Annotated in this window: 30 protein-coding genes; 15 read left to right on the top strand and 15 right to left on the bottom strand. The window is 54.4% G+C overall.

Features of this window, described 5'->3' with window-relative positions:
• Window positions 1-60 precede the first annotated feature (60 nt).
• The 7 genes from fliL to fliR are packed head-to-tail and all read left to right on the top strand — an operon-like array spanning window position 61 to window position 4,279.
• The gene (gene fliL, locus H7U06_RS13745; protein ID WP_175626681.1) at window positions 61-570 is read left to right on the top strand and encodes a flagellar basal body-associated protein FliL; all 510 of its coding nucleotides are present in this window, start codon (window positions 61-63) and stop codon (window positions 568-570) included.
• A 4-nt stretch (window positions 571-574) separates the two neighbouring features.
• Entirely contained in the window at window positions 575-1,573 is a 999-nt protein-coding gene (fliM, locus tag H7U06_RS13740; protein ID WP_124575044.1) for a flagellar motor switch protein FliM, read from the top strand.
• Entirely contained in the window at window positions 1,566-1,985 is a 420-nt protein-coding gene (gene fliN / locus H7U06_RS13735; protein ID WP_175626680.1) for a flagellar motor switch protein FliN, read from the top strand. Before fliM ends, fliN begins: the two co-directional genes overlap by 8 nt.
• Window positions 1,982-2,434: a flagellar biosynthetic protein FliO gene (gene fliO / locus H7U06_RS13730; RefSeq protein ID WP_230089408.1), complete on the top strand. Its 453-nt coding sequence runs from the start codon at window positions 1,982-1,984 to the stop codon at window positions 2,432-2,434. Before fliN ends, fliO begins: the two co-directional genes overlap by 4 nt.
• Window positions 2,424-3,182 (top strand): flagellar type III secretion system pore protein FliP, encoded by a 759-nt coding sequence (gene fliP, locus H7U06_RS13725; RefSeq protein ID WP_175626679.1) that lies wholly within the window; start codon window positions 2,424-2,426, stop codon window positions 3,180-3,182. Before fliO ends, fliP begins: the two co-directional genes overlap by 11 nt.
• Before the next feature lie 7 nt (window positions 3,183-3,189).
• Complete coding sequence (fliQ, locus tag H7U06_RS13720) at window positions 3,190-3,459, top strand: flagellar biosynthesis protein FliQ (protein WP_124575048.1); 270 nt, start codon at window positions 3,190-3,192, stop codon at window positions 3,457-3,459.
• Between the two features lie 28 nt (window positions 3,460-3,487).
• On the top strand, window positions 3,488-4,279 hold the full coding sequence (gene fliR / locus H7U06_RS13715; protein ID WP_175626678.1) for a flagellar biosynthetic protein FliR: 792 nt from the start codon (window positions 3,488-3,490) through the stop codon (window positions 4,277-4,279).
• Between the two features lie 74 nt (window positions 4,280-4,353).
• Here fliR and flgL read toward each other — a convergent pair whose 3' ends face one another.
• The 11 genes from flgL to flgB form a co-directional block, all read right to left on the bottom strand.
• Window positions 4,354-5,568 (bottom strand): flagellar hook-associated protein FlgL, encoded by a 1,215-nt coding sequence (gene flgL, locus H7U06_RS13710; RefSeq protein WP_175626677.1) that lies wholly within the window; start codon window positions 5,566-5,568, stop codon window positions 4,354-4,356.
• A 12-nt stretch (window positions 5,569-5,580) separates the two neighbouring features.
• A complete protein-coding gene (flgK, locus tag H7U06_RS13705) occupies window positions 5,581-7,527 on the bottom strand; it encodes a flagellar hook-associated protein FlgK (protein ID WP_175626676.1) in 1,947 nt (648 codons plus the stop codon).
• A gap of 111 nt (window positions 7,528-7,638) precedes the next feature.
• Window positions 7,639-8,601: a flagellar assembly peptidoglycan hydrolase FlgJ gene (gene flgJ / locus H7U06_RS13700; protein WP_175626675.1), complete on the bottom strand. Its 963-nt coding sequence runs from the start codon at window positions 8,599-8,601 to the stop codon at window positions 7,639-7,641.
• Window positions 8,602-8,608: 7 nt separating this feature from the next.
• Window positions 8,609-9,736 carry a flagellar basal body P-ring protein FlgI gene (locus tag H7U06_RS13695; RefSeq protein WP_175626674.1) on the bottom strand — a complete coding sequence of 376 codons (1,128 nt, stop codon included), beginning with the start codon at window positions 9,734-9,736 and terminating at the stop codon, window positions 8,609-8,611.
• Between the two features lie 23 nt (window positions 9,737-9,759).
• The gene (locus H7U06_RS13690) at window positions 9,760-10,431 is read right to left on the bottom strand and encodes a flagellar basal body L-ring protein FlgH (RefSeq protein ID WP_175626673.1); all 672 of its coding nucleotides are present in this window, start codon (window positions 10,429-10,431) and stop codon (window positions 9,760-9,762) included.
• Window positions 10,432-10,485: 54 nt separating this feature from the next.
• Window positions 10,486-11,268, bottom strand: coding sequence for a flagellar basal-body rod protein FlgG (gene flgG / locus H7U06_RS13685; RefSeq protein WP_175626672.1), 783 nt, complete (start codon window positions 11,266-11,268; stop codon window positions 10,486-10,488).
• Window positions 11,269-11,334: 66 nt separating this feature from the next.
• Complete coding sequence (gene flgF / locus H7U06_RS13680; RefSeq protein WP_175626671.1) at window positions 11,335-12,075, bottom strand: flagellar basal-body rod protein FlgF; 741 nt, start codon at window positions 12,073-12,075, stop codon at window positions 11,335-11,337.
• A gap of 67 nt (window positions 12,076-12,142) precedes the next feature.
• On the bottom strand, window positions 12,143-13,393 hold the full coding sequence (gene flgE / locus H7U06_RS13675; protein ID WP_175626670.1) for a flagellar hook protein FlgE: 1,251 nt from the start codon (window positions 13,391-13,393) through the stop codon (window positions 12,143-12,145).
• Window positions 13,394-13,423: 30 nt separating this feature from the next.
• Window positions 13,424-14,101: a flagellar hook assembly protein FlgD gene (locus tag H7U06_RS13670; RefSeq protein ID WP_175626669.1), complete on the bottom strand. Its 678-nt coding sequence runs from the start codon at window positions 14,099-14,101 to the stop codon at window positions 13,424-13,426.
• Window positions 14,102-14,118: 17 nt separating this feature from the next.
• Window positions 14,119-14,526 carry a flagellar basal body rod protein FlgC gene (gene flgC / locus H7U06_RS13665; protein WP_124575058.1) on the bottom strand — a complete coding sequence of 136 codons (408 nt, stop codon included), beginning with the start codon at window positions 14,524-14,526 and terminating at the stop codon, window positions 14,119-14,121.
• Between the two features lie 2 nt (window positions 14,527-14,528).
• Window positions 14,529-14,948, bottom strand: coding sequence for a flagellar basal body rod protein FlgB (gene flgB / locus H7U06_RS13660; protein WP_175626668.1), 420 nt, complete (start codon window positions 14,946-14,948; stop codon window positions 14,529-14,531).
• A gap of 198 nt (window positions 14,949-15,146) precedes the next feature.
• On the opposite strand from flgB, the gene flgA reads away from it, so the two are divergent.
• From flgA to H7U06_RS13645, 3 genes are read left to right on the top strand one after another with little or no spacing between them, the layout of a single operon-like run.
• Complete coding sequence (gene flgA, locus H7U06_RS13655; RefSeq protein ID WP_175626667.1) at window positions 15,147-15,863, top strand: flagellar basal body P-ring formation chaperone FlgA; 717 nt, start codon at window positions 15,147-15,149, stop codon at window positions 15,861-15,863.
• Window positions 15,864-15,920: 57 nt separating this feature from the next.
• Entirely contained in the window at window positions 15,921-16,280 is a 360-nt protein-coding gene (flgM, locus tag H7U06_RS13650) for a flagellar biosynthesis anti-sigma factor FlgM (RefSeq protein WP_326838372.1), read from the top strand.
• Between the two features lie 6 nt (window positions 16,281-16,286).
• Window positions 16,287-16,766 (top strand): flagella synthesis protein FlgN, encoded by a 480-nt coding sequence (locus H7U06_RS13645; RefSeq protein ID WP_175626665.1) that lies wholly within the window; start codon window positions 16,287-16,289, stop codon window positions 16,764-16,766.
• 102 nt (window positions 16,767-16,868) lie between these two features.
• Here the strand turns inward: H7U06_RS13645 and H7U06_RS13640 are convergent, their stop codons facing one another.
• A complete protein-coding gene (locus H7U06_RS13640) occupies window positions 16,869-17,204 on the bottom strand; it encodes a hypothetical protein (protein ID WP_326838371.1) in 336 nt (111 codons plus the stop codon).
• Between the two features lie 173 nt (window positions 17,205-17,377).
• Between H7U06_RS13640 and ompR the strand changes: the two genes are divergently transcribed.
• Both ompR and H7U06_RS13630 read left to right on the top strand, forming a co-directional pair.
• Window positions 17,378-18,145: a two-component system response regulator OmpR gene (gene ompR, locus H7U06_RS13635; RefSeq protein WP_041296449.1), complete on the top strand. Its 768-nt coding sequence runs from the start codon at window positions 17,378-17,380 to the stop codon at window positions 18,143-18,145.
• Window positions 18,146-18,174: 29 nt separating this feature from the next.
• Window positions 18,175-19,542 (top strand): sensor histidine kinase, encoded by a 1,368-nt coding sequence (locus tag H7U06_RS13630; RefSeq protein ID WP_175626664.1) that lies wholly within the window; start codon window positions 18,175-18,177, stop codon window positions 19,540-19,542.
• A 111-nt stretch (window positions 19,543-19,653) separates the two neighbouring features.
• Here the strand turns inward: H7U06_RS13630 and H7U06_RS13625 are convergent, their stop codons facing one another.
• From H7U06_RS13625 to ispD, 3 genes are all read right to left on the bottom strand, one after another.
• The gene (locus H7U06_RS13625) at window positions 19,654-19,962 is read right to left on the bottom strand and encodes a hypothetical protein (RefSeq protein ID WP_175626663.1); all 309 of its coding nucleotides are present in this window, start codon (window positions 19,960-19,962) and stop codon (window positions 19,654-19,656) included.
• Between the two features lie 254 nt (window positions 19,963-20,216).
• On the bottom strand, window positions 20,217-20,723 hold the full coding sequence (gene ispF, locus H7U06_RS13620; RefSeq protein ID WP_175626662.1) for a 2-C-methyl-D-erythritol 2,4-cyclodiphosphate synthase: 507 nt from the start codon (window positions 20,721-20,723) through the stop codon (window positions 20,217-20,219).
• A complete protein-coding gene (ispD, locus tag H7U06_RS13615) occupies window positions 20,720-21,415 on the bottom strand; it encodes a 2-C-methyl-D-erythritol 4-phosphate cytidylyltransferase (RefSeq protein WP_175626661.1) in 696 nt (231 codons plus the stop codon). Before ispD ends, ispF begins: the two co-directional genes overlap by 4 nt.
• Before the next feature lie 192 nt (window positions 21,416-21,607).
• Here ispD and mfd point away from each other — a divergent pair, with 192 nt between their 5' ends.
• From mfd to H7U06_RS13600, 3 genes are all read left to right on the top strand, one after another.
• Window positions 21,608-25,051, top strand: coding sequence for a transcription-repair coupling factor (gene mfd / locus H7U06_RS13610; protein ID WP_175626660.1), 3,444 nt, complete (start codon window positions 21,608-21,610; stop codon window positions 25,049-25,051).
• Between the two features lie 12 nt (window positions 25,052-25,063).
• A complete protein-coding gene (serB, locus tag H7U06_RS13605; RefSeq protein WP_175626659.1) occupies window positions 25,064-25,909 on the top strand; it encodes a phosphoserine phosphatase SerB in 846 nt (281 codons plus the stop codon).
• Between the two features lie 98 nt (window positions 25,910-26,007).
• Entirely contained in the window at window positions 26,008-26,367 is a 360-nt protein-coding gene (locus tag H7U06_RS13600; RefSeq protein ID WP_175626658.1) for a hypothetical protein, read from the top strand.
• Window positions 26,368-26,386 lie beyond the last annotated feature (19 nt).

Raw genomic sequence — 26,386 nt, 5'->3', positions numbered from 1 at the left:
GTTTTTTTTTAATAATGGCATGTGACTTTAAAAAACTCATGTCGTACTTGAGGAAAACAGATGGCAACAGCAGCAAAAGGCGCTAAAGCAGCCGCAGACACAGCGGATAAACCGAAGAAGTCCCGCTTATTGATCATCATCCTGGCCGCATTGCTCGTGCTCGGTGGTGGCGGGGGCGCGGCTGCCTGGTATTTTCTCGGGCAAAAAGCGGAAACGCACGCACCCAAAGCGGCTGATGCAGTCGATCTGAGCAAACCACCGGTGTTCCTGCCGATGGAGGCTTTCACGGTCAATCTGCAACCTGAGAATGGCGAACAATTCCTGCAAACCAGTTTCACGCTGCAAGTATCGAATCAGGCGCAATTGGATTTGATCAAGTTATACATGCCGCATGTGCGTAGCCGCCTGCTGCTTTTGTTGTCCGGCAAAAAAGCGTCGGAAATCCTGACCGTCGATGGCAAAAACAAATTATCCGAAGAAATCATCGCTGTCTTCAGGCAGCCATTCACGCCTCAAGGCCCTACCGTGAACGTTACCAACGTTTTGTTTACTTCATTCGTCGTGCAATAAGACCATGGCTGATAATTTCCTCTCACAAGAAGAAGTTGATGCGCTACTAAAAGGCGTCAACGGCGATCAGGATGAGACCGGCAAGCCGGAAGACTCAGCGGGCGTGCGCCCGTACAATCTGGCGACCCAGGAGCGTATCGTCCGTGGCCGGATGCCTACGCTGGAAATTATCAATGAACGTTTCTCGCGCCTGCTGCGCATAGGTCTGTTCAACTTCCTGCATCGCAGTGCTGAAGTATCTATCGGTCCGGTCCGTGTTTCCAAGTACAGCGAATTCATCCGCAACCTGGTGGTGCCGACCAATCTCAACCTGATCCACATGAAGCCGCTGCGCGGTACCGGTCTGATCGTGCTCGATCCGAATCTGGTATTCCTGCTGGTCGACAACCTGTTCGGCGGCGATGGCCGCTTCCATACCCGGGTTGAAGGCCGCGACTTTACGCAAACCGAACAACGCATCATCCAGCGCATACTCGGCATCATTTTTGAAACCTACGCCAAATCGTGGGAACCGGTGTATCCGGTCGAATTCGAATACATCCGTTCAGAAATGAATACCCAGTTTGCCAATATCGCGACGCCGAACGAAGTCGTGGTTGCGACCACCTTCACGATCGAGCTCGGCCCGGTCAGTGGCGACATGCACTTCTGCACACCGTACGCGATGATAGAACCTATCCGCGACCTGCTCACCAGCAGCATGCAGGGTGAAACACTGGAAATGGATAAACGCTGGATACGCCTGATGACACAGCAGATCCAGACCGCCGAAGTAGAAATCCTGGCGAACATGGGTTCGGCCAAAGTCACACTGGGCGACATCCTGAATATGCAAAAAGGCGACATCATCCCTATCGCCGTGCCGGAAACAATTACCGCCGAAGTCGACAGCGTGCCAGTGATGGAATGCTCGTACGGAAAACTGAATGGACAATACGCATTGCGCGTGGAAAAACTGATCTACAGCGCAAGTGATACAACGCAAGGAGAAGATCATGGCTGATGAAAACGAACCGCAAACCGCAGTAGAAGACGATTGGGGTGCAGCGATGGCGGAACAAGAGCAGAGCGAAGCTGCTGCCCTTGACGCCAAACCTGCATCGGCAACCGTATTCAAAGACTTTGCTGGTGGTGACCTGAAAACAGGTACGCACAACGATATCGATTTCATCCTCGACATCCCGGTACAGCTGACGGTAGAACTCGGCCGCACCAAGATCGCGATCAAGAACCTGCTGCAACTGGCACAAGGTTCCGTCGTCGAACTCGACGGCCTGGCTGGTGAGCCTATGGACGTGCTGGTCAACGGCTGCCTGATCGCACAAGGTGAAGTCGTGGTCGTCAACGATAAGTTTGGTATCCGCCTGACCGATATCATCACCCCTGCGGAACGTATCCGAAAACTGAACCGATGATTTGTTCCCGTCCTGCCTTCCTGACGACGGGCTTATCAGCGTCGTCTTTGCTTGCATCGTCTTTGTTCACGGCCAGTGCTTATGCTGAAACCGCAGCCGGCACTGCCGTTCCGTCAACTGCAGGTAATCTGTTCCAGGTATTGCTCGGCCTGATAGTCGTATTGGCCCTGATGGCGGGCGCAGCCTGGCTCTTGCGCCGCTTCAACACCGCCAAGGGCATCAGCAATACCAGCATCAAAGTCGTCGGTGCTGCCAGCGTCGGCACACGTGAACGCGTGGTCGTGGTTGAAATCGCTGATCAATGGATAGTCGTCGGCGTTGCGCCCGGCCGCGTTAATGCGCTCGCTACCATGCAAAAGCAGGAAACCACTCTGACACCCGAAGCACCGTCTTCCGGTAATTTCTCGACCTGGCTCGCGCAAACCATAGAAAAACGCAATGGCCAATAATATTTCCCCACTGCTGCGTCGCGCTCTGCCGCTGGTACTGCTCGCCCTGCCTATGGCAGCGATGGCGCAACAGGCTGGCTTGCCAGCATTTACCAGCTCACCTGCACCAGGCGGTGGCCAGACCTATTCGCTCAGCCTGCAAACACTGCTGCTGTTGACCGGCCTTTCCTTCCTGCCAGCCGTCTTGCTGATGATGACCAGCTTTACCCGCATCATCATCGTGCTGTCGCTGCTGCGTCAGGCCCTCGGCACCCAGAGCTCACCACCGAACCAGGTCATCATCGGCTTGTCCCTGTTCCTGACCTTGTTCGTCATGAGTCCGGTAATCGACAAAATTTACGTCGACGCTTATCAGCCTTTCTCGCAAAACAAGATACAGATGCAGGAAGCGCTGGAGAAAGCGGTCGCACCGTTGAAGACATTTATGGTCAAGCAGACCCGCGAATCCGACCTGGCGCTCTACGTCAAGCTGTCGAAGGGACCCGAGCTGCAAGGGCCGGAAGATATTCCACTGCGCGTACTGGTTCCTGCTTTCGTGACCAGCGAACTGAAGACGGCATTCCAGATCAGCTTTGCCATCTTCATTCCCTTCCTCATTATCGACATGGTGGTCGCCAGCGTCCTGATGTCGATGGGTATGATGATGGTGTCACCGGCGATTGTGGCGCTGCCGTTCAAGCTGATGCTCTTCGTTCTGGTCGATGGCTGGCAATTGCTGATCGGCTCGCTCGCACAAAGTTTCTACTGAGGACGCTATGACACCAGAAACCGTCATGACCATGGGCCGTCACGCGATCGAAGTGACCTTGATGGTGGCCGCGCCGATGTTGCTGGTTGCCCTCGGCATCGGCCTGATCGTCAGTATTTTCCAGGCAGCGACGCAGATCAATGAAACCACCCTCTCCTTCATCCCGAAGCTGATCGGTATCTTTGTAGCGCTCGTCATCGCCGGACCGTGGATGCTGACGGTCTTGCTCGATTACATGCGCGAGATGTTTACCAACATACCGCTCTACGTCAGCTAGTGCCGTATTCCGGCACTGCTGTCCCCGCATGATTTCCATTACCAGCGCTGAACTCAATACCTGGATCGCTGCCTTCCTGTGGCCGCTCACGCGCATCATAGGCATGATCTCGGTAGCGCCGCTGTTCGGCAATGTCAGCGTACCGGCACGTGTGAAAATCGGCCTCGGCATCATGCTGGCGCTGATCATTTCGCCGACCGTGCCTGCGATACCCTCACTCGATCCACTGTCACTCCCCGGCTTCCTGATCCTGGCACAGCAGCTCATCATCGGCCTGGCGATAGGCTTCGCCATGCGCATCACTTTTGCAGGCGTTGAGATGGCGGGTGAGATCATCGGCATGACCATGGGTCTGGGCTTTGCCAGCTTCTTTGATCCACAGACACGTGCACGCTCGTCCGCTATCAGCCAGTTCCTGGCCTTGCTGACCCTGATGATTTACCTGGCGACCAATCTGCATCTGGTGGTGCTGTCGACGCTGGCACAGACTTTTGACATGCTGCCCATCAGCAGCAGCTTCGTATCGGCTGGCGGCATGCTGGAAGTAGTGAAATGGGGTGGTCGTATTTTCAGCGCCGGGGTCCAGCTTTCGCTACCGGTGGTTGCTGCTTTGCTGATTACCAATATCGCCCTGGGTATCCTGACTCGCGCGGCGCCACAGCTGAACATCTTCGGTATCGGTTTCCCGATTACCATCGGCGTCGGCTTCATCATGATAGGCATCGTCCTGCCCTACCTGATGAATCCCATCATCAACCTGATACAGGAAGGCATAGATGCAATGGGGCGGATTACGATGGCAATGACACCCCTGAGCTAAAGAAATATCGCTACCGCAAAAACAAAAAAGGCTTGCCCTGATCGGCAAGCCTTTTTTATTAAGCGTGGCAGTAATCAGTTCAACATATTGAACAGAGACAAACCGGCAATCTTGATAAAGGTTTTTTGCGCAGCGTCCAAAGTGAATTGTTGCTGTGTGAAGCGCGAATAAGCCTCGACCGGATCGATTTCCTGCAATTGTTTCAGCGTCGCCGTGTATTGCAGGCTGAGACTGGAGCCGACGTTGTCGAGGTTTTCGATTTCCTGCAAACGCGTACCTATGGTTGTGCGGACCAGGGAGATATTGTTCAAGGCATTATCGATATTCGTATTCGCAGTGTTCAAACCATTGGTCAGACGGGTCTTGCCGCCGTCACCGGTGGTCGAAGTCGACAGCACATTCAGCAAATCCGTGATGGTCGTGAAGATACTCTGACTCTTGCTCGGCTCTATGCTGAAGGTATCGCCATTGGCAGGCACACCTTTGATGTCGAAAGTCATGCCGTCGAAAGTAATCGCCTGTCCACTGACATAAGGCTGCGGTGTCGCCGGTGTCGCTGGCGGCGGGGTCTGGGTCACCAGATAAGTGGTCGCGCCAGCAGCGTCGATCGAGAAGGTAATGTCATACTTGGCACCCGTCAGCTGCGTCAGATCCTTGACCGAACCGGTACTGATAATACCGTTACCGGTATTGGCGGTGCTGGCAGAAGTGGCAAAACGTCCGTTGCCGGTCACACCGCCTTCAAACACTGCCGCGCCCGAATCGCTGGACGACAATTGGCGCGCAGCACCCACTTGCAGCATGCGCTGGCCCTGGTCGCCGTTATACGCCGCGCCAGTCGCGGTTTCCGTAAATGGCTTGGATGACACCTGATAACCGCCGAAGATATAGTCGCCAGTCGCGCCACGGGTATTGGCCAGGCCCATCAATTCTTCGAAGTTATTACGCAATTGCGTGACAAAAGCCTGGCGCTGCGAATCATCCAGCGACGAATTACCGGCTGCCACGATCGAAGTTTTGATCGATTGCAGCATGGTGGTCACACTTTGCAGCACACTTTCTTCTTCCGACAATGCACTCTTCGCGTTCGCCCGATTGGTCGCAAACTGTGCATTGATCGATATCGCCTGGTTTACACCCAAAGCCGATGCGGCCGCGACCGGGTCATCGGCTGGCGACAAAATGCGCATACCGGTAGAAATTTGCTGCTGGGTCTTGAACATAGCGGTTTGCAGATCGCTAATCTTGCCCGAACCCATTTCAAATATCGTATTGGTGCTAATGCGCATGATCTTTAATCCTTATACACCCAGAGAAATCAACACCTTGAACATATCGCTGATGGTCTGCATCACTTTGCCGGATGCCTGGTAAGCCTGTTGATAACGCAACAGATTCGTCGCTTCCTCGTCAAGGTTGACGCCTGAATCGGATTGCTGTGCGGTTTGCAGCTGCTTGAGCAGAGTACCTTCGGCTGCGCTATTGGTTTGCAGCTCACGGGTTTTATTACCGACCAGGCTCACCAGCTGGCTGTAAGCGCCGTTGTAGCTGGCTGTGCCGCCGAGCAGGACATTCTTGGTTTGCAGTTCGCCCAGGGCCAGCATATTACGGTTGTCACCATCCCCATTGGTGTTGGCGCTGATGGTAAATTTGTCGCCATTGGCAGGCGTACCGCTAATCTTGACTTCAGCACCGCCGAACGCAATGACGGAGCCAGCGGTATAAGTCACCGGCGTACCTGCCGGGAATGTGGTCGTGACACCATTGGTGGTCACGGTCACTGGCATACCTGCCGGGAAACCGCTCAGGGTTCCGGTTGCGGAATCAAAAGTCAGCGTGACTGGCGACGCCACTGTCGCACCAGTGAAGCTGGAATTGATGTTGCCCGCGCTGATGGCACCAGTACCGGTATTGGTACCCGGTGCGTCGGTGCGGATCGGGGTCGCGGCAGCGATGTTTTTCACATCCTTGATCAGCACGCTGAGACCAGATGCACCATTGATAGTCGGTTTGATGACAAACTCATCACCGGACGCCATGGTGCCGCTAGGCATAGAGAAATTCACACCATCGATGGCACCCGCCGGGAATGTCGTGTTCGAATACATCGACACATTGTCCGACATGCGGGTCACCGTGTAGTTGGTACCGTCATAGGTCAGGCGATAATCGCTGGTCGTGAGCGCATCCACATTACTGATGCTGGCAGCAACACTTGCATTACCGGTATTGTTGTCGCTCGGATTGACGACCGGTGATGCCAGGTTGAAGAAGTCGCCACCAAGATTGCCGTTCTGGTCTTGACCAAGACGGTGTTGTGCATTGAAGGTTGCCGCCAGGCCAAGCGCAATGCGGCCAAGGGAATTCTGGATCGGATCCAGCGTCTTGTTGCGGTACTCAAACAAGCCCCCCAGATTGCCGCCGACCAGTGAGTTTTCCGGCATGCTGATGATAGTGCCGGTCGCGGTCTTATAACCAACACCCAGACGTCCCGGGTCGGTCGGCGAGGACAGCGTCATCAGTTCATAACTGAGATTACTGACGACCAATGGCTGACCATTACCGATAAAGACGTTATAGCCATCGCCCTGCTGCACCACCGATACTTTGGTTTGTTTGGCGAGTTCTGAAACCAGCAAATCGCGCTGATCAAGCAAATCATTCGGCGGTTGTCCGGTACCGTTTTGCGCTTTCGTGATCGCATCATTCAGTTGTGCGATCTGCTTGGCATAGGCATTGATATTGGTTACCGCACCGGCAATTTCGTTATTCACACCGTTGCGCATGCTGGTCAGCTGCGCATCCATGCTCTGGAAGCGCGAAGCCAGCGCTTCTGCGCCCGACAACATGGCTTGACGCGACGACGCCGAGCCTGGGTTGGCGACCAGATCCTGCACGCCCTTGAAGAAGTCCTGTATCGCAGGAGACAGACCAACCGAAGAATCGGCCAGCATATTGTTGACCTTGCTGATCTGGTTGTAATACGTGTCCAGCTGGCTTTTGCTCGATTGCGCACCGACGATTTGCGCAGCGAGGAAGTCATTAAAGATGCGCTTGACGGTTTCCACATTGGTACCACTACCGATGTAACCGCCGCCATCCAGGTTTTGCCCGCCCAGCGACGACTGGACCACAACCTGGCGGCTATAACCGGGAGTCGCCTGATTGGCGATATTGTGTCCGGTGGTAGCGATACCTGCTTGTGCTGCAGCTAGTCCGGATTGAGCAATGCTGAATAAACTGGACATAATTTGGCTTTTCTAACTCTATGTTGGTGTGTACGGCACGTTGATGGAAAACTTGAGCCGGAAGATCAGACTATCAGCCCCAAATCTTGCGTTTCATGCAAACAAATGTAATCAGGCCGACAAGTTGCGATTGATGATGTTGGTCAGTTTGGTCGCGTAATTCGGGTCAGTCGCATACCCGGCGCGCTGTAAGCCCTGGGCGAAGCCCTTGACGTCACTGGCATTGGCCAGCACTTTTTCGTAACGCGGATTGTTGCGCATCAGTTGCGCGTAATCGCGGAAGGAATCCGCATAGCTATCATAGGCGCGGAATTTCTCGACCCGCTTCTGCGCAACACCGTCCACGTATTCAGTTGTCACCGCGTCTACTGTTTTGCCTTTCCAGTTGGCACCAGCCTTGATGCCAAACAGGTTGTGGCTGCTGCCACCATCGGCGGTACGTATCACACGCTTGCCCCAGCCACTCTCCAATGCCGCCTGCCCCAACATGAATTTGGCCGGGATGCCGGTGGTACGGCTGGCCTCTTCCGCATGCGCGGCGACTTTGTCCTGGAAGGCTTGTACGTGAGCTGGTTTGCTGACAGCACTGGCCGCGGTGGTGGTGTTATTCACACCGCCACGTGCCTGCATGGCATGGGCTTCACTCGAACGCTGGTGCGCGAGTGCATTACGTTCCGCCATATTGCGCAGGATTTCAGCACGCAGATCACTCGTGTCCGATACTGCTTTCGTCGCATCAGCACCATCCGGCGTGACCGCCGTTGCCATCTGCGTGCTGGAGAGCTGGCGTATCAGCACGTCAGCCAGGCCTATGCCACGGCTGGCCATGTTCTGGCTCAGTTGCTGATCCAGCATGGAGGTGTACATCTTGGTTTGCTGGTTGTCGAACAGCCCATCCTGCGGCGTTGCTTCACGCATGCTCTTCATGATCATATTCACGAAGAGTGCTTCAAACTGCGTGGCCGCCGCCTTCAGCGAGTCAGGCGAATTCTGCCGCGCAGATTGCTTGAGCGATTCCAGTCCTTTGGAATCTATCGCCAGGGCGGTATTCGAATTGTCTGCAGGCGTAATCATATTCAGCTTAGATAATTTCCAATTCTGCGCGCAAAGAGCCCGACGCTTTCATCGCTTGCAGGATGGCCAGCAAGTCTTGCGGTGTTGCGCCTATCGAGTTCAGGGCTTTAACCACGTCTGCCAATGAAGCGGAATTTTTCAGCAAGATGACCTTGCCCGGATCTTTGTTGATTTCGATTTGCGACTGCTGCGCCACCACGGTCTGACCACCGGAGAACGGTGCAGGCTGGCTGATGACTGGCTGGGTATTAATCACTACCGACAGGTTGCCGTGCGATACCGCACAGGTATCCAGTGTCACGGCCTGGTTCATGACGACCGAGCCGGTACGTGCATTCAGGATCACCTTGGCGCTGACTTGAGCTGGCGTCACGCTAATGCTTTCCAATGCACCGAGGAAGCTCACGCGCTCATCGTTGCTCATCGGTGCGCGCACACGGATCACGCGGCCATCCTGTGCTGCTGCGGTATCAGGACCGAAACGTTTGTTGACGGCATCCACTACCCGGCTGGCAGTAGAGAAATCACTGTCTTTTAACTCGAGGAAAATTTGGTCGCCCTGCCCCAGGCTGCTCGGCACCGCACGCTCCACTGTTGCACCAGCCGAGATACGCCCTACGCCCAAGTGATTGATCTGCGCTTTGCTGCCATTCGCTGCAGCACCGGCACCGCCGACCACGACGTTACCCTGCGCCATACCGTAGATCTGTCCATCCGCACCTTTCAGTGGTGTCATCAACAAGGTACCGCCGCGCAAGCTCTTCGCATTACCCATGGAAGAAACAGTGATGTCCAGCGTCTGGCCAGGTTGCGCAAAGGCAGGCAGCGAAGTCGTCACCATCACCGCAGCGACGTTCTTCAATTGCATGTTCACGCCTTGCGGCAGGTTGACACCCATCTGCTGCATCATGCTAACGATACTTTGGATGGTGAATGGTGTTTGTGTAGTTTGATCGCCGCTGCCGTCCAGGCCAACAACCAGACCATAGCCGATCAATTGGTTTTGCCGGACGCCTTGCACGGTAGCCAGGTCTTTCAGGCGCTCTGCATGCGCTGCAAATGGCAGCAACAGGCAAACTGAACACGCGATGACGCGCAGTGATTTTTTAAACGATGGTAGAGAAACGGTATGCATGGAAATTCCTATCAGCCTCAAGATTAAAGAGGCATGACGCTCAGGAAGAAACGCGCCAGCATGGACATCACTTCGGCTGCATCTATACGAGCGTTGGTACGATATTCAATCCGCGCATCTGCGACGCGGGTCGAGGAAACGATATTGCCCTTCTCAACTGTGGCCGGATCGACGACGCCAGAGAAACGAATGAACTCACCACCTTTATCGAGCGCGACTTGCTTCTCACCGGCGACGACCAGGTTGCCGTTCGAAAGTACATCGATGACAGTCACTGTCAGCGTACTCACGAAGTTGTTACCCGAAGTAATCACACCCTTGTCTTCGTACTTGGAAGCACTTGAAGCGCTCGCACTGAACCTATCCGTGGTATTTCCGAATATGCCAAAAATATTCGGTGCTGCTGCGACCACCGAGCCAGTCTTGCTGCCAGAGCTGCCAGCCTGTTTACCCGCCGAGCTACGCTCGTTGATGGTAATGGTGATGGTGTCGCCTATCAGGCGTGCGCGACGGTCTTCAAACATCGGGCGATACGATGCAGTTTGAAAAATCGCGCCATTCATAGGTGGCGTCACCGCACTTGCCGCCTGTGGCCGCGCGGTCAATGGTGTCTGCACCACGGTTTCCGGCATGCCACCGCAACCTGCCAATAGTGTGGCAAACATCACCAGCGCTGACAGCTTGAGCTTAGACATCGTCATCTTCATCATCATTCCTTTACTCTTACCACTGCGGCTTATCACTGCTGTTTACAACTGTGTCAGGCGTTGCAGCATTTGATCCGAAGTCGTAATCGCCTTGCTGTTGATTTCGTAAGCGCGCTGGGTCTGGATCATATTGACCATCTCTTCGACCACGTTCACGTTCGAGGTTTCAACATAGTTTTGTTTGACGTAACCGGCGCCGTTGGTACCTGGATTATTGGTGGTCGGATTGCCCGATGCGGTGGTTTCCACATACAGGTTCTCGCCCTTGCTTTCCAGACCGGCCGGATTGATGAAGGTCGCCAGTTGCAAGGAACCGACTTCGGTTTGGCCGGTGGTACCAGGAACAGTCACGCTGACGATACCGTCACGGCTGATCGAGATCGCCGTCGCATTGGCCGGGATCACAATTGCTGGCTGGATAGGAAAACCGCTGGAGGTAACCATCTGCCCCTGATTGTCCGTCTGGAACGAACCGTCACGGGTGTAAGCAGTGGTACCGTCCGGCATCATCACCTGGAAGAAGCCATCACCGAGGATAGCCATATCCTTGCTGTTGCTGGTCAGTTGCAGATTGCCCTGACTGTGGATACGCTCGGTTGCGACCGGACGCACACCAGTACCGATCTGCAAGCCAGATGGCAATTGCGTCTGCTGCGACGAAGCAGCACCCGGCTGGCGGATGTTTTGATACAGCAGATCTTCAAAAACCGCACGTGAACGCTTGAAGCCGCTGGTGCTGACGTTGGCCAAGTTATTGGAAATGACGTCCATCTGCGTTTGTTGCGCATCCAGACCTGTTTTAGCAATAAATAGTGAACGTATCATTCTTTTCTCCAATATTTTGGCAAACGCATGGCATATATCGCCACCTTCATTGTGCCTGTACCTGCATTAACTCAAAGCGAGGAATTGATCGGCTTTAGCAGCGTTACTATCCGCATCCTTCAGCAACTTCATGTTTAATTCGAACTGGCGTGCAAGGCTGATCATATTCACCATCGCATCCACCACGTTGACATTACTGCCTTCAACCGCACCGCTGATCACGCCCACGTTGGCATCAACATCCGCTGGCAAGCGATCTTTGGTGACAAACATGCCGTCACTACTACGCTCCAGATTGCCTATCTCAGGATTGACCAGCTTCAGGCGTGCGATTTCTATGGTTGCGCCTGGCACGTTGCCAGAATCTACCGATGAAATCGTGCCATCCTTGGCGAACGAAATTCTGACGTTAGGCGGAATCGTGATCGGGCCACCGTCAGACAGCACATTCAAACCACCTTCGGTTTGCAATACGCCGTTTTCATTGATCTTCAGGCTGCCGCTGCGGGTGTAGCCTTCGGTACCATCGGCGCGTTCCACCGCGAGCCAGCCGGGGCCCTGCACTGCCAGATCCAGTGTGCGTCCGGTTTGCTGGATCGGACCGGCACGGAAATCGGTACCTATGGTCGAATCCACCACAAAGGTGCGTGTCGGCAAGCCGTTGCTGACGACAGGGATCGCCCTGAACGTATCGAGCTGGGCACGAAAACCCGTGGTCGAGACGTTCGCCAGATTATGTGCAGTCGTGGATTGCTGCTCCATGATCTGCTTGGCGCCCGACATTGCGGTGTATATCAGCCTATCCATTTCATTCCTCCTGTGACTACGCCCGGCTGTCGCTAAACAGCCAGGCGGTCATGACTTGCTTCATGCATTAACGCAGGTTCACCAGTGTCTGCATGATCTGATCTTGCGTTTTGATGGTTTGCGCATTCGCCTGGTAGTAACGTTGCGCAGTGATCATGTTGACCAGCTCGGCTGTCAGGTCGACGTTCGATTCCTCGACACGTGCCGACTGCACTGCACCGAGCCCGCTGCTACCCGGCGTACTGGTCAGTGGCACGCCAGATTCAGCGGTTTCCACCCATTGGTTGTCGCCGATGTTTTGCAAGCCGTTAGGATTGGCAAAACGCGACAGGATGACCTGGCCCAGCACATTCACCTGGCCATTGCTGTAACGGCCGACGATAGAACCGTCGTTGGCAACGTCAAAACCAGTCAGGGTACCTGCCTTATAACCATCCGGCAGCTGACGCGCCACACCAAAAGCTTGTGCAAACTGCTGGGTGCCTGCGTGATCGATAGAGATATTGAAAGGTGTCACCGCACCTGTCGTGACTGCCATTGCAGCTACCAGCGGCGAAGGTGTGGTGCCGGTCAATACACCACCGGTACCGAATTGCATCGTGCCCAGAGGTACTGGTGGGTTGGTTGCACTGGTAGGCAGGGTGTAACCGATAGGCACGCCGTCATTGGTAGCGAATACGCTCCATTGACCACCCGCTGTTTTGACATAGAAAGTACGCAGCACGTGCGAGTTACCCAGGCTGTCATAGACAGGTACCGAGGTCGAATCGCTGAAGGTGGTCGGATCATCCGGATTGAAGTTATTCGCGACCAATGGATCTTTACGCGAATCCAGTGTCAGCTTGAGTTCGTATTTGGTGGTTGCCTTAGGCGCGAGGTCAGCCTTGTTGATGATAATTTCAGTCGGTGCGCCGATCGCAACCACGCCATTCGCATCCGCCATGTAACCAGTCAGGCGTCCACCGGCAGCATTCTCGATATAGCCTTCCTTGGTCAATTCGAACTGGCCGTTACGGGCATAAGTAATCGTGCCGCCGCTGCTCATGCGGAAGAAACCGTCACCATTGATCGCCATATCCAGCGGATTGTTGGAAGCGGTGATATTGCCCTGGCTGAACAGTTGCGCGACGCGCGCGATCTGGGTACCGATACCGATTTGTGCTGCGCCGGAACCAGACAATGTGCTGGCGTAGATATCCGAAAACTGCATTTGCGATTGTTTGAAACCGACTGTATTCGCATTGGCAACGTTGTTGCCGATGGTTTCGAGACTTTTGCTTGCGGCATTCAATCCGCTCAAACCTTGTTGGAAACTCATGCTCTTTCTCCTGGTTGATGTGCCGCTGTATTAAAGAATTTGACGGATGTCTGCGAGGGTCAATCCACCCAGGCCTGGAACGTTGATCTGTATGCCGCTGGCAGAAGTGGAAACCGTGGTCACTATGCCGAATTGCAATGGATTCGATGTGACGGCCTTGCCAGCCAGGCTGGATGTCACTTCAAACTTGTATGTGCCATCCGCTGCCTTGGCACCGTCAGCCTTGGTACCGTCCCACAACAGAGGCACGGTGCCAGATTTTTGCGGACCAAGTTCGATGGTCTGGATGACGTTGCCGGAAGAGTCCTTGACCAGGATTTGCGCGGTGTCCACATCCTGCGGAAATTCAACGCCCATCAAGCCTTTGCCTTCGGCCAGGCCGATCTCGGAGCCCGGCGCCAATACACCGTGACCTATCATGTTCGCAGCCTGCAATGCCTGATTCGACTGATAGCTGCCCATCATCGATTCCAGTGTGCCGTTCAGTTTGTCGATACCGGTGACGGTCGACAACTGTGCCAGCTGACTGGTGACTTGCGCGTTATCCAGTGGATTCAAAGGATCCTGGTTCTTCATCTGGGTCACGAGCAGGGTCAGGAAACGATCCTGCGCTTCTTCTGCAGTGCTCTTCTTGGCCGCGCCGGAACCATTCATCTGGTCCAGTAAAGCCTGTGGCAGGACGGTGGCATTGCTATTGACTGTGGTCATGATTAATCCTGATTGTTTTACTGACCGATCGTCAGTGTTTTGAGTAGCATGGTCTTGGCCGTGTTCATGGTTTCGACGTTGGTTTGGTAGGAACGCGAAGCGGAAATCATATTCACCATTTCCTCCACCACATTCACGTTAGGCATGGCGACGTGGCCGGTTTCATCTGCGTTCGGATGCTTGGGATCGAACACCATCTTCAGTGGCGACGTATCTTCCACCACGCGATTGACACGTACACCAGTCGAAGTCGCACCGCCCTTCATTTGCTGCGCCTGAAATTCCACTTGTTTGGCGCGATAGGTCTTGCCATCGGCGCTGGTGGTACTTTCAGCATTCGCGATATTGCTGGAGACGACGTTGAGGCGCTGAGCTTGTGCGCTCATCGCCGAACCGGAGACATTGAATATATTAAATAGCGACATGATTATTGCCCCTGGATAGCGGTGAACATGCCCTTGATCTTCGAAGAGACCAGGGTCAGGCCGACTTCGTAACGCAAGGCGTTATCGGTAAACTGATTGCGTTGCACATCCATATCCACGGTATTGCCGTCGATATTGCCCTGTGCCGTATTGGCGTATAACAAAGGCGCGCCGCCCAAAGTCGGCAAGACCTTGGAAGACAGATGTGCGCTGGAAGTCTTGGCCATTTCGCTCGGCGCGGCAGCACTGGTCTTGCTGCGTGCTAGCGCACCTTGCAGGGCCTTGTTAAAATCAACGTCACGCGCCTTGAAGTTGGGCGTATCCGCATTCGCTATATTGGACGCCAGTATTTGCTGACGCTGACCGCGCAAACTCAGCGCGGTCTCCTGAAAGCGCATCATGTCATCAAGTTTTCCCATCATTCCGTTCTCCGAAGTATGCGTTCAAGGAATGGCTACCCTGCACTAATCATGGATTTCTATAGCGTCGATCATACGGAGCGACCGTATGCTTCGATCAAACGATAAGAAGACAAAAATCCATGCTATTCCCCGCTTTAGCTGAACCTCGAATCGGTACCATGATCGTGCAATTAGCTCACCACCACTACATTGGCTGCCATGAAACACTCTATCCACATCGCTATCGCCGCTTTCTCCGCCGCACTCTCGCTGACTACTCAGCTGGCGTGGGCGCAAGCCGTCGCCGAACCGCGTCAGGATCTGGCGCTGCTGAAACAAACCGCTGAACAGTTTTTGCTGACGCAAGCCAAGGGCTTGCCGGGTGAAGTAAAAGTGACGGTCGGCGCCATCGATCCGCGTTTGAAATTGCCGGTCTGTCCGGTACCGGAAGCGTTCCTGCCACCTTCCAGCAAAGCCTGGGGCAAAACCACGGTAGGTGTGCGCTGCAATGTGCCGACCAACTGGACTATCTATGTATCCGCACAAGTGCGTGTACACGGTGAATACATCGCCGCCGCTGCACCACTGGCGCAAGGACAAAATATCGGCCCGGGCGATATCGCCACGGTCAAGGGCGACCTGACCAATCTGCCATCCGGTGTAATCACCGACGCCTCGCAGGCGATAGGTCGTACCGCAGCCAGCACAATCGCACTGGGCGCACCATTAAGACAGGATGCCTTGCGCAACCAGCAGGCGATCCAGCAAGGCCAGGCAGTACGCATCATTTTGAATGGCGACGGCTTCAGCGTATCCAGCGAAGCACGCGCTTTGAATAATGCTAACGAGGGTCAACTGACTCAGGTAAGAACCGCTGCAGGCCAGGTCATCAGCGGGATTGCCAAGCTGGGCGGCATCGTCGAGTTGGCATACTGACAATATAAATTAGTACACAATATTTTACGTTTGCCCCATTTAGGACTAAAGTTTGCTGTGATAACGCCGATAGACCAAGCAGAGATAGGCGTTTTGCCGCAAACCAAACGGGGTGAAGTCGTGAAAATTAATGACGCAAGCAAGAAAATCGCGGGAGTCGGCGTAGCAGCTACGCAGACTCGCGCAGGCAAGGCACCGGAAAAGGCCGATACCGGCTCGGTGTCTTCGAATGTAACGTTATCGTCGCAAGTGCAGGCCTTGACCAGCCAGGTCGCCAGCGCGAGCGTTTTTGATGCTAAAAAAGTAGATGAGATCAAGGCAGCTATTGCCGGTGGTCAATTCCAGGTCAATGCAGAACGCGTTGCCGACGGATTGATGGATACGGTGAAAGACCTGATCTCCACACGTAAAGGTTAAATATCCATGAAATCGTTCGGTACCAGCCCTGCAGATAGTTTGATTGAAGAACACAAAGCCATCCGTGCTCTGACCGAATTATTGAAGCTGGAACAGGAACATCTGATTTCTGCGAATGTTGAAGGCATCGCTGCCCTCACTGAAGAAAAAGCAAAAGCTGCAACGCAAATGGCAGAGCTGGCTAACTGGCGTCACAACGCGTTGGCTGCTGCCGGTTTTGAGCCAGCCGAAGCGAGCATGCAAGCCTGGCTGGAAAGCTCACCACAGGCGCAATCAGCAAAGAAAAGCTGGCAAGAATTGATCGAACTGGCGCAAGTCGCCAACGAACTCAATCGCGTCAACGGCACCCTGATCAACAAGCAGATGGTGCGCAATCAAAACGTGCTCAACATACTGCAACACGGCAACGTACAAGACAGCAATGTCTATGGCCCGAATGGCCAGACCGCGAGCAAAAGCGTCGGTCGTCACTTCGTTGCAGGCTAATGCCACTATCTATCTCAGATAAGTAATCACACTCAGCACCCAAAGAAAAAGCCACCAGATACTGGTGGCTTTTTTATTGCACGCTAGCAAGCGTATGCAGGCTTAGCGACGCGGCGCATAAATATCGCGCCCTGCTTCATCGATCTGGCGACGCAATGCGCGACGCTCATCCGGCGACAGGCGTGCATCGCGGCGCGATTGCTCTTGCTGCTGCCGTTCCATATTGCGATTGTTGTCGTAGGCACGATCATTCGACTGACGTCTGGAATCATAGTGTCCCTGATCCTGGTTACCACGATAGCGATTATCGCTTTGCACATAAGAACCGAATGAATTATTCTGAAATCGCGATTGCGCAAGCGCCATCGTCGTACTTGCAAAGGTACTGACCAGTAGCAACACCAATCCCATTCTTTTCAATGTTATATTCATCATCATCTTCCGCAGCGCTTTGAACAGTTACCAGGTCCTTCGCACTTCTTATTTACCATGTTCAAAGTTTATGCTGCTTTGCTCTTAGTCCTAAGTCCAATTCCGTAAAGGTTGTAACACTTTGTAATGCCACACCTCCTCGCTATGTCGAGAAGACCTTCTGAAGTTACCATAGCCATATGAATACGACAAATGCATCCATGAAGGACACGGCTCACTCGACCAATTCCCACCAGACCAAAGTCCTGGTGGTAGACGACGATCTGCGCTTGCGCGATCTGCTGCGCCGTTACCTGTCCGAACAAGGTTTTAATGTAGTCACCGCGGAAAACGCGCAAGCCATGAATAAGCTCTGGCTGCGCGAACGCTATGACTTGCTGGTACTCGATTTGATGTTGCCGGGTGAAGACGGCTTGTCCATCTGCCGCCGCCTGCGCGGTGCTGGCGACAAAACCCCGATCATCATGCTCACCGCCAAGGGCGAAGACGTCGATCGTATCGTCGGCCTCGAAATGGGCGCCGACGATTATCTCGCAAAACCTTTCAATCCGCGCGAATTAGTGGCACGTATCAGCGCAGTCCTGCGTCGTGTCGGCCCCGAAGAAATCCCAGGCGCACCATCCGAAACACCGCAATCATTTACCTTCGGTGAATTCGTACTCGACCTCGGTACGCGCACATTGAAAAAGAATGATGAAACCGTCCCGCTGACGACCGGCGAATTCTCAGTCCTGAAAGTATTCGCACGTCACGCGCGTCAACCACTGTCCCGAGAAAAATTAATGGAACTGGCACGCGGCCGCGAATACGAAGTATTTGATCGCAGCCTGGACGTCCAGATTTCACGCCTGCGCAAACTGATAGAGCCAGATCCTTCGACCCCGTTGTACATCCAGACGGTATGGGGTCTGGGTTATGTCTTCATCCCTGAAGGCAAGCCACGCTAAGCACACAGCCGCAGCCGAAAAAAACAAGGATGCCCACCACTACCAATCGCCTGAACTGGATCAAAAGCGGCCTGTTCTGGCGCACTTTTTTCCTGCTCGCCTTCCTGATTGCAGCCAGCATGGCGGCCTGGGTCGCCAGCTATCGCATCATCGAACAAACACCGCGCGCGAACCAGATCGCAGCGCAGGTGATTTCAGTCGTCACCATCACACGCGCTGCGCTGACCCACTCCGCACCGGACCTGCGGCGTGAATTGCTGTTCGACCTCGCCAGCAATGAAGGCATACGCGTCTACCCGCTGGAAGAAAACGATCGTATCGAGCCGCCTATCCAGAACAGCATGATGCGTACCATACAGGAGCATGTACGCTCCGGATTGGGACAGGACACCCGCTTTGCGCGCGCTGTCAATGACGTTGCCGGCTTCTGGGTCAGCTTCACCATCTCGGATGATGAATACTGGCTGATGCTGGACCGCGACCGCATCGAAGGCAGTTCGGGTGTGCAATGGCTGGGCTGGGGTGCGATGACATTGTTGCTGTCATTACTCGGCGCACTGATGATCTCCGGCCTCATCAATCAACCGCTGGCACGCCTGACGGCCGCGACCCGCGCTATCGCCAATGGCCAGCGCCCTGCTCCACTGCCTGAACGTGGCCCGACCGAAATCCGCGAAGCCAATCACAGTTTCAATCAAATGGTCGACGACCTGAATCGCGTAGAGTCGGATCGCGCCGTCGTGCTGGCCGGTATTTCGCATGACTTGCGCACGCCACTGGCACGCATGCAACTGGAAGTCGAGCTGGCTGGCCTGCCACCGGAAGCGCGCGTCGGCATGCAGTCTGATCTCGAGCAAATGGACGCCATCATCGGCCAGTTCCTCGACTATGCGAAACCGAGCGACAGCAGCCACTTCCAGCCTATAGACATGAGCACGCTGATGAATAGCGCGGCACAGGAAGCCTTGCGCATGCAGGATGTGCGCATCAATAGCAAAGTCGATGACAAGCTGGTCGTACTCGGCAATGCGATCGACATCAAACGCGTCATCAACAATCTCATCGAGAATGCACGACGCTACGGCAAACTGCCGGGCAATGATTATGTAGAAATCGATCTGCGCTGCCAGTTGGAAGGCGACAAAGTCATCATCGAAGTCAGCGACCACGGAGCCGGTGTACCGGAAGCAGAGATAGATCGCCTGTTACGGCCGTTTACACGGATGGATAGCGCACGCGGGCAAGCGAATGGTGCAGGACTCGGCCTCGCTATCGTAGACCGCATCGTCAAGCGGCATAGCGGCAAACTGCAATTATTGAATCGTGAAGGTGGTGGCCTGACGATACACATCGCACTCAATCAGGCGAAGAAACGTCATGGCGTATTAGCTGGTTAAAATGCGCATCTAATATGACCCGCACAAAACAAAACGCACATGCTCAATGAGGATGTGCGTTTTTTATTTGGATCCGCATAGCATGAAGGCTATGCGTATAGCGCGAAATATTTAAGCGCGCTCGTCTTTCACTTCAGTGATACCACCTTCAATGATGATATCGCTACGTCCTTGCGATTGCTGGTAGGCGTAACGCTCAGCGGCAAAGCGTGCTTTCGCTGCCTTGCGTTTCTTGAACAGCAGCACAGGGATCAGCAACCAGCTCAGCAACAGCACAGTCACCACGACCAGCAATCCTACGGCAAGCACCAGACCCAATACCAGCCACGCGATCAGACGCGAAAAAAATCCACCCGATTGATGACGGCGGAAGACTTGTTGCCAATTCTGAGCCTGCTGGCTGAAAAAGAAAGATGCCATAGTTGTAATCACTCCTGTCTCTGTAGTATACGCCAATTCAGCGCAAACGATATTTTCCTGATCCGGATGCTGCCAATGTAGCCATGCCGGGTGCGCTATGCGTATGCAATGATAGATAGCGCTTTTACCTAAAAATTCAATACGAGCAGAGATTAATTCTTAAAAATTACCGCTAAAACTGCGAAAAACACCGCTAACCCGACACAAAATTATTCTTTTCACACCGATTTTCGCTGTAATCCCTGTAGTTGTTATCAGGCGTTACGATAAATCAGCGCCACTGCTTCAGCCGCGATACCCTCTTCACGCCCCAGGTAACCGAGTTTTTCATTGGTTTTCGCCTTGATATTCACCTGATCGATGGCGACGCCCAGATCGGCAGCGATATGCGCCACCATGGACGGGATATGCGGTGCCATCTTCGGCTTCTGCGCAATGATAGTCGCGTCCACATTACCTATGCTGTAACCTGCCGCCGCCACACGCTTGACCGCCTCCCGCAACAAGACCCGCGAATCAGCACCTGCAAACTCCACGGCAGTATCCGGGAAATGACGGCCGATATCACCCAGTGCCGCCGCACCAAACAAGGCATCGGTAATCGCGTGCAACAGCACATCCGCATCAGAATGGCCAAGCAAACCGGTACTGTGCGGTATCGTCACGCCACCTATGATCAGCTTGCGGCCTGCGACCAGTGCGTGACAATCGTAGCCCTGGCCGATACGGAAAGGCAGGCCCGCGTTCTGGGAAACACTCATACAAATCCTTTTAAATATAGTTCTGCCAATGCCACATCGTGCGGCAAAGTCACTTTGAAATTCCTGGCCTCGCCTTCGACCAGCCTGGGCTGCAAGCCCAGCGCTTCGATCGCGCTCGCTTCATCCGTCACCGCCGTTGCCTGCTCCAGCGCACGCAATAGCAAACCGTAACGAAACATTTGCGGCGTCTGTGCCGCCCACAGGCGATCACGCGTGACAGTCTGATCCACCCGCCCTTCCGCACCCGCACGCTTCAGGGTATCGACCACCGGTACCGCCAGTAAGCCGCCGACCTCATCATCTTGCAGGATATTGATCAGCTTATCGATCAGACCTATGCTCAGGCCAGGACGTGCGGCATCGTGTACCAGCACCCAATCATCGTCATTGATCTCACTACGCATGGCGTGCAGACCATTCAGTACAGACTGATGGCGCGTCGCGCCGCCGACATGCAATACGGTGGCGTAGGAATCATCATGCAAAGCGGCCATGGTCGCGTCGATATAGCCATCCTCGGCGCTGACGACGACAAAGGTATGCGTTATCGCATCGGCCCGGCAAAAAGTGTCCAGCACATGGCGCAGCATCGGTTTCCCGGCTATCTGCACATATTGTTTGGGTATCTTTTCGCCCATGCGCGCACCGACGCCGGCGGCAGGAATCAGGGCGAAATAACGGGGTGAGCTCATGTTTTGGTCTTGGGAAGATGCGTGGGTGCGCTCATTATTATGGGGCTATCCCTTATGGAATGCGCACGCGCCCGACGGGAGGGAGGGCTTGGTTTATAATCTCATCATAATTTTTCACTGTCAAATGAAGTGCCTGCAGGCAAGTTAGCCGGTGCTTTTTGACCACCCTGACATTTTTAATGTCGCTATTTGATGTCATTCGACCTAAAAAAATCACTTCCCAAGCCCGCTACGCGTTTTGTCCTGCCCCCGGTACACGGTTCGGCGGATGCCTATGTATTGGCGCAAGCCGCAGCTGAACTCAAGTCGCAGAAACGCATGTTGACAGTCGTCGTGGCGAACGCCAGCGACGCGCAACGCCTGTTGGCAGAAATCCCGTGGTTCGGCAAAGAACCGAACGATCTGCGCTGCCATTTGCTGCCGGATTGGGAAACCCTGCCTTACGACGCCTTTTCACCGCACCAGGACCTGGTTTCCGAGCGTCTGGCAACGCTGTACGAAGTCTTGAACGGTCACTGCGACGTCCTGATCGTGCCGGCCACCACGGCGCTGGTGCGCATGGCACCGCCTGCTTTCCTTGCGTCCTATACCTTTTTCTTCAAACAAGGCGAAACGCTGGACGAAGCCAAGCTGAAGGCGCAATTGCAACTGGCTGGTTACAGCCCGGTCAAGCAAGTCATGTCGCCCGGCGAGTACTCGGTGCGCGGTGGCCTGATCGATATCTATCCTATGGGTTCGGTACTGCCTTACCGTATCGACTTGTTTGGCGACACCATAGACAGCATACGCACCTTTGACGCCGATACGCAGCGCTCGCTGTATCCGGTCAAGGAAGTGCGCCTGTTACCGGCGCGCGAATTCCCGATGGACGAAGAAGCGCGCACCGCTTTCCGTGGTCGCTGGCGTGAAGTGTTCGAGGGTGATCCTAGCCGTTCGGTGATTTACAAAGACATAGGCAGCGGCATTGCATCTGCCGGTATCGAATACTATCTGCCGCTGTTCTTCGAACAAACGAATACGCTGTTCGACTACCTGCCAGGCGATGCCACCTTCGCACTGGTAGGCGATATAGAAGCTGCAATCAAACGCTTCTGGGACGATACGCAATCGCGCTATCGCTTCCTCAAGTCGGATCGTGAGCGCCCTATCCTCGCACCGGAACAAATCTTCCTCAGCGATGAAAACTTTTTCACGCTGGCCAAACCATTTGGCCGCTGGGTGATACAGAACCAGGACGTCGCGTCCGAATTATCAGCACCATTGCCGAATATCGCAGTCAATCGTCGTGCCGACGACCCGCTAGTCAACCTCCGCGCCTACCTGCTGCAAACCGACAAGCGCGTCATGATTTGCGCGGAAAGCAATGGCCGGCGCGAAACCTTGCAGCAGTATTTCAATGAATATGATTTAGCGCTGACCCCGACTGAAGGCTTTGCCGACTTCAGCACAGCGTCTGCCAAACTGATGCTGGGCGTCGCGCCCATGCACGCCGGTTTCGAGCTCGGTAATGCACTGGGTGGCCTCGCCTTCATCACCGAAACCGAGTTGTACGCAGGCTCCGGCCGTCGTGTCGGCAGCAAGAAGCAGGAGGGAGCAACCCAGGTCGAATCCATGGTGCGCGACCTGTCCGAACTCAAAATCGGCGATCCGGTCGTGCACGTCAATCACGGTATAGGCCGCTACATGGGCCTGGCCAGCATGGATCTGGGTGAAGGCGAAACCGAATTCCTGCACCTCGAATATGCGAAGGACACCAAGCTATATGTGCCGGTTTCGCAGCTGCACGTGATCTCGCGCTACTCCGGTGCCTCACCGGAAGATGCGCCACTGCACGCACTCGGCTCCGGCCAATGGGAAAAAGCCAAACGCCGCGCTGCCGAAAAAATCCGTGACACTGCTGCCGAACTGCTGAACCTGTATGCCCGCCGCGCACTGCGCGAAGGCCACAGCTTCGAATATTCGGCGCATGACTACCAAGCCTTTGCCGAAAGCTTCGGCTTTGAAGAAACCGCCGACCAGGCTGCCGCCATCAAGTCTGTGATCGAGGATATGACCAGCGGCAAACCGATGGACAGGCTGATTTGCGGCGATGTCGGCTTCGGCAAAACCGAAGTCGCATTGCGCGCCGCTTTCGTTGCGGTACTCGGCGGCAAACAGGTCGCTATCCTGGCACCAACCACGCTGCTGGCGGAACAACATGCACAAACCTTCGCCGACCGTTTTGCCGACTGGCCGGTGCGCATCGCCGAATTGTCGCGCTTCCGCACCGCAAAGGAAGTAACGCAAGCGATCAAAGGCATGGCCGATGGCACCATCGATATCGTGATCGGCACGCACAAGCTGCTGTCCGGTGACATCAAATTCTCGCGTCTAGGTCTGGTCATCATCGACGAAGAGCACAGGTTTGGCGTACGTCAGAAAGAAGCGCTGAAAGCCTTGCGTGCCGAGGTCGACGTATTGACGCTGACTGCCACCCCTATCCCGCGTACGCTGGGTATGGCACTGGAAGGTTTGCGTGATTTCTCCATCATCGCCACAGCACCACAAAAACGTCTGGCGATCAAAACCTTCGTCCGTAGTGAAAACGACTCAGTCATACGCGAAGCATGCTTGCGTGAATTGAAGCGTGGTGGCCAGGTTTACTTCCTGCACAATGAAGTCGAGACCATACAAAACCGCAAAGCCATGCTGGAAGAGCTGATGCCGGAAGCGCGCATAGGCGTCGCGCATGGCCAGCTGCATGAGCGCGACCTCGAACGCATCATGCGCGACTTCGTGGCGCAGCGTTTCAACATCCTGCTGTGTACAACGATTATCGAAACCGGTATCGATGTCCCGACTGCCAACACCATCATCATGCACAGGGCCGATAAATTCGGCCTGGCACAACTACATCAACTGCGCGGTCGTGTCGGTCGTTCGCATCACCAGGCTTATGCTTATCTGCTGGTGCACGATGTACAAGGCTTGAGCAAACTGGCGCAACGTCGCCTCGACGCCATTCAGCAAATGGAAGAACTGGGCAGCGGCTTCTATCTGGCCATGCACGATCTGGAAATCCGTGGCGCAGGTGAAGTACTGGGCGACAATCAGTCCGGCGAGATGAGTGAGATCGGGTTCCAGCTCTATTCGGACATGCTGAATGAGGCTGTACGTTCGCTCAAGAATGGCAAGGAGCCGGATCTGGCAGCACCTCTGGCCAGCACCACCGAAATCAATCTGCACGTACCTGCACTCTTGCCGAACACCTATTGCGGCGATGTGCATGAGCGTTTGTCGATCTACAAACGCCTGGCCAACTGCAAAACGGCAGACGCCATCAACGACTTGCAGGAAGAGTTGATAGACCGTTTTGGTAAATTACCGGATGCGGCACAGGCATTGGTAGAAACACACCGTTTGCGGGTCGCAGCGATTCCGGTTGGTATTATCAAGATCGATGCACACGCAGAATCGGCAACGCTGCAGTTCGAACCTAACCCTCCTATCGATGCGATGCGTATCATAGAGTTGATCCAAAAGAATCGTCATATAAAATTGAACGGCCAGGACAAATTGCGTATCACTGCAAATATGCCGGATCTGGCTGCACGCGTAGGGCAGATTAAAAACACCATACGTGCCCTGCTTAACTAAACTGACTGACTTATGAATCTGATCCTGCAAGGCCTCAGCACTCAACGCCACATCGTCGAACAAATCGCCGAGTTGGCACGCCCGCGCTCTATCGTTGCGATCGGCGAGCACGCTTACCGCTGCCTGGACTGCAGCTATAACGATGAAGTGAAGTCACAAATCGATATCGCAGCCTGGGCCGCCAAACTGGATTACGCCTTCATCGAACGCAGCCGCTCGCTATCCGATTTCAAGCTCGTCGCGATGGATATGGATTCCACGTTGATCACCATCGAGTGCATCGATGAAATCGCGGATATGCAAGGCCTGAAGCCGCAAGTCGCAGAAATCACCGAAGCCGCGATGCGCGGTGAACTGGAATTCAAGGAAAGCCTGACACGCCGCGTCGCCCTGCTCCAAGGGCTGGACGCCAGCGCCTTGCAACGTGTCTATGACGAGCGTTTGCAGCTATCGCCTGGTGCAGAAAAGATGTTGCAGGGCTTGCAGGCGCTCGGCATGAAAAGCCTGCTGGTGTCCGGTGGCTTCACCTACTTCACCGACCGTATGAAGCAACGCTTGCAACTCGATTACACACATTCGAACCAACTGGAAATCGTCGACGGCAAGCTGACCGGTAAAGTCATAGGCGGCATCGTCGATGGCGAAGAAAAGAAACGGACAGTAGAACGCGTGTGCCAGGAAACGGGTATCTCACCGGAACAGACTATCGTCATGGGCGATGGCGCGAACGACCTGAAGATGATGAGCATTGCAGGTCTGTCAGTCGCCTTCCGTGCCAAACCGGTGGTCCGCGCACAGGCAGACATCGCGTTGAACTTCGTCGGACTGGACGGCATCCTCAACCTGTTTCACAAGTAAGTACGTAAGTAAATGCGTATCAGCTCGCAAAAGTTGATACAAGGAACTTTGTAGTCAGCAAGCCATCTTATTGCAGTGCATATTAATAAGGACTCGCCATGAACCAAAATCTCGTTTTAGACAGTTCATTGCAATCCGCAAAGAACCTTGCCTGGTGGCTATATCTGGGCCACGCAGCCAGCCTGGTGTTTTCGCTGGGCTTATTTTCCTTCATCCCACTCATCATCAACTACGTCAAACGGGCAGACTCCGCCAATACCTTTGTCTACAGCCATCATGGCTGGCAAATCCGCTCCTTTTGGTGGTATCTGGTATGGATGACAGTAGGTTGCCTGCTTTACGTCACCATCATAGGCATACCGGCTGCCTTCCTCTTGTGGACCGTAGCGTGGATATGGAAACTGTATCGCCTGATCAAGGGCATAGTCGACCTGAACGACAACAAGCCCATGCCATGATGGCATAGCCCATAAAAAA

This window comes from Herminiimonas sp. Marseille-P9896, from assembly GCF_903993245.1.
In the GTDB taxonomy this organism is placed as follows: Bacteria; Pseudomonadota; Gammaproteobacteria; order Burkholderiales; family Burkholderiaceae_D; genus Oxalicibacterium; species Oxalicibacterium contaminans.
The sequence above is the reverse complement of the archived record's forward strand: the minus strand, read 5'-3'. Positions and strand labels throughout refer to the sequence as shown.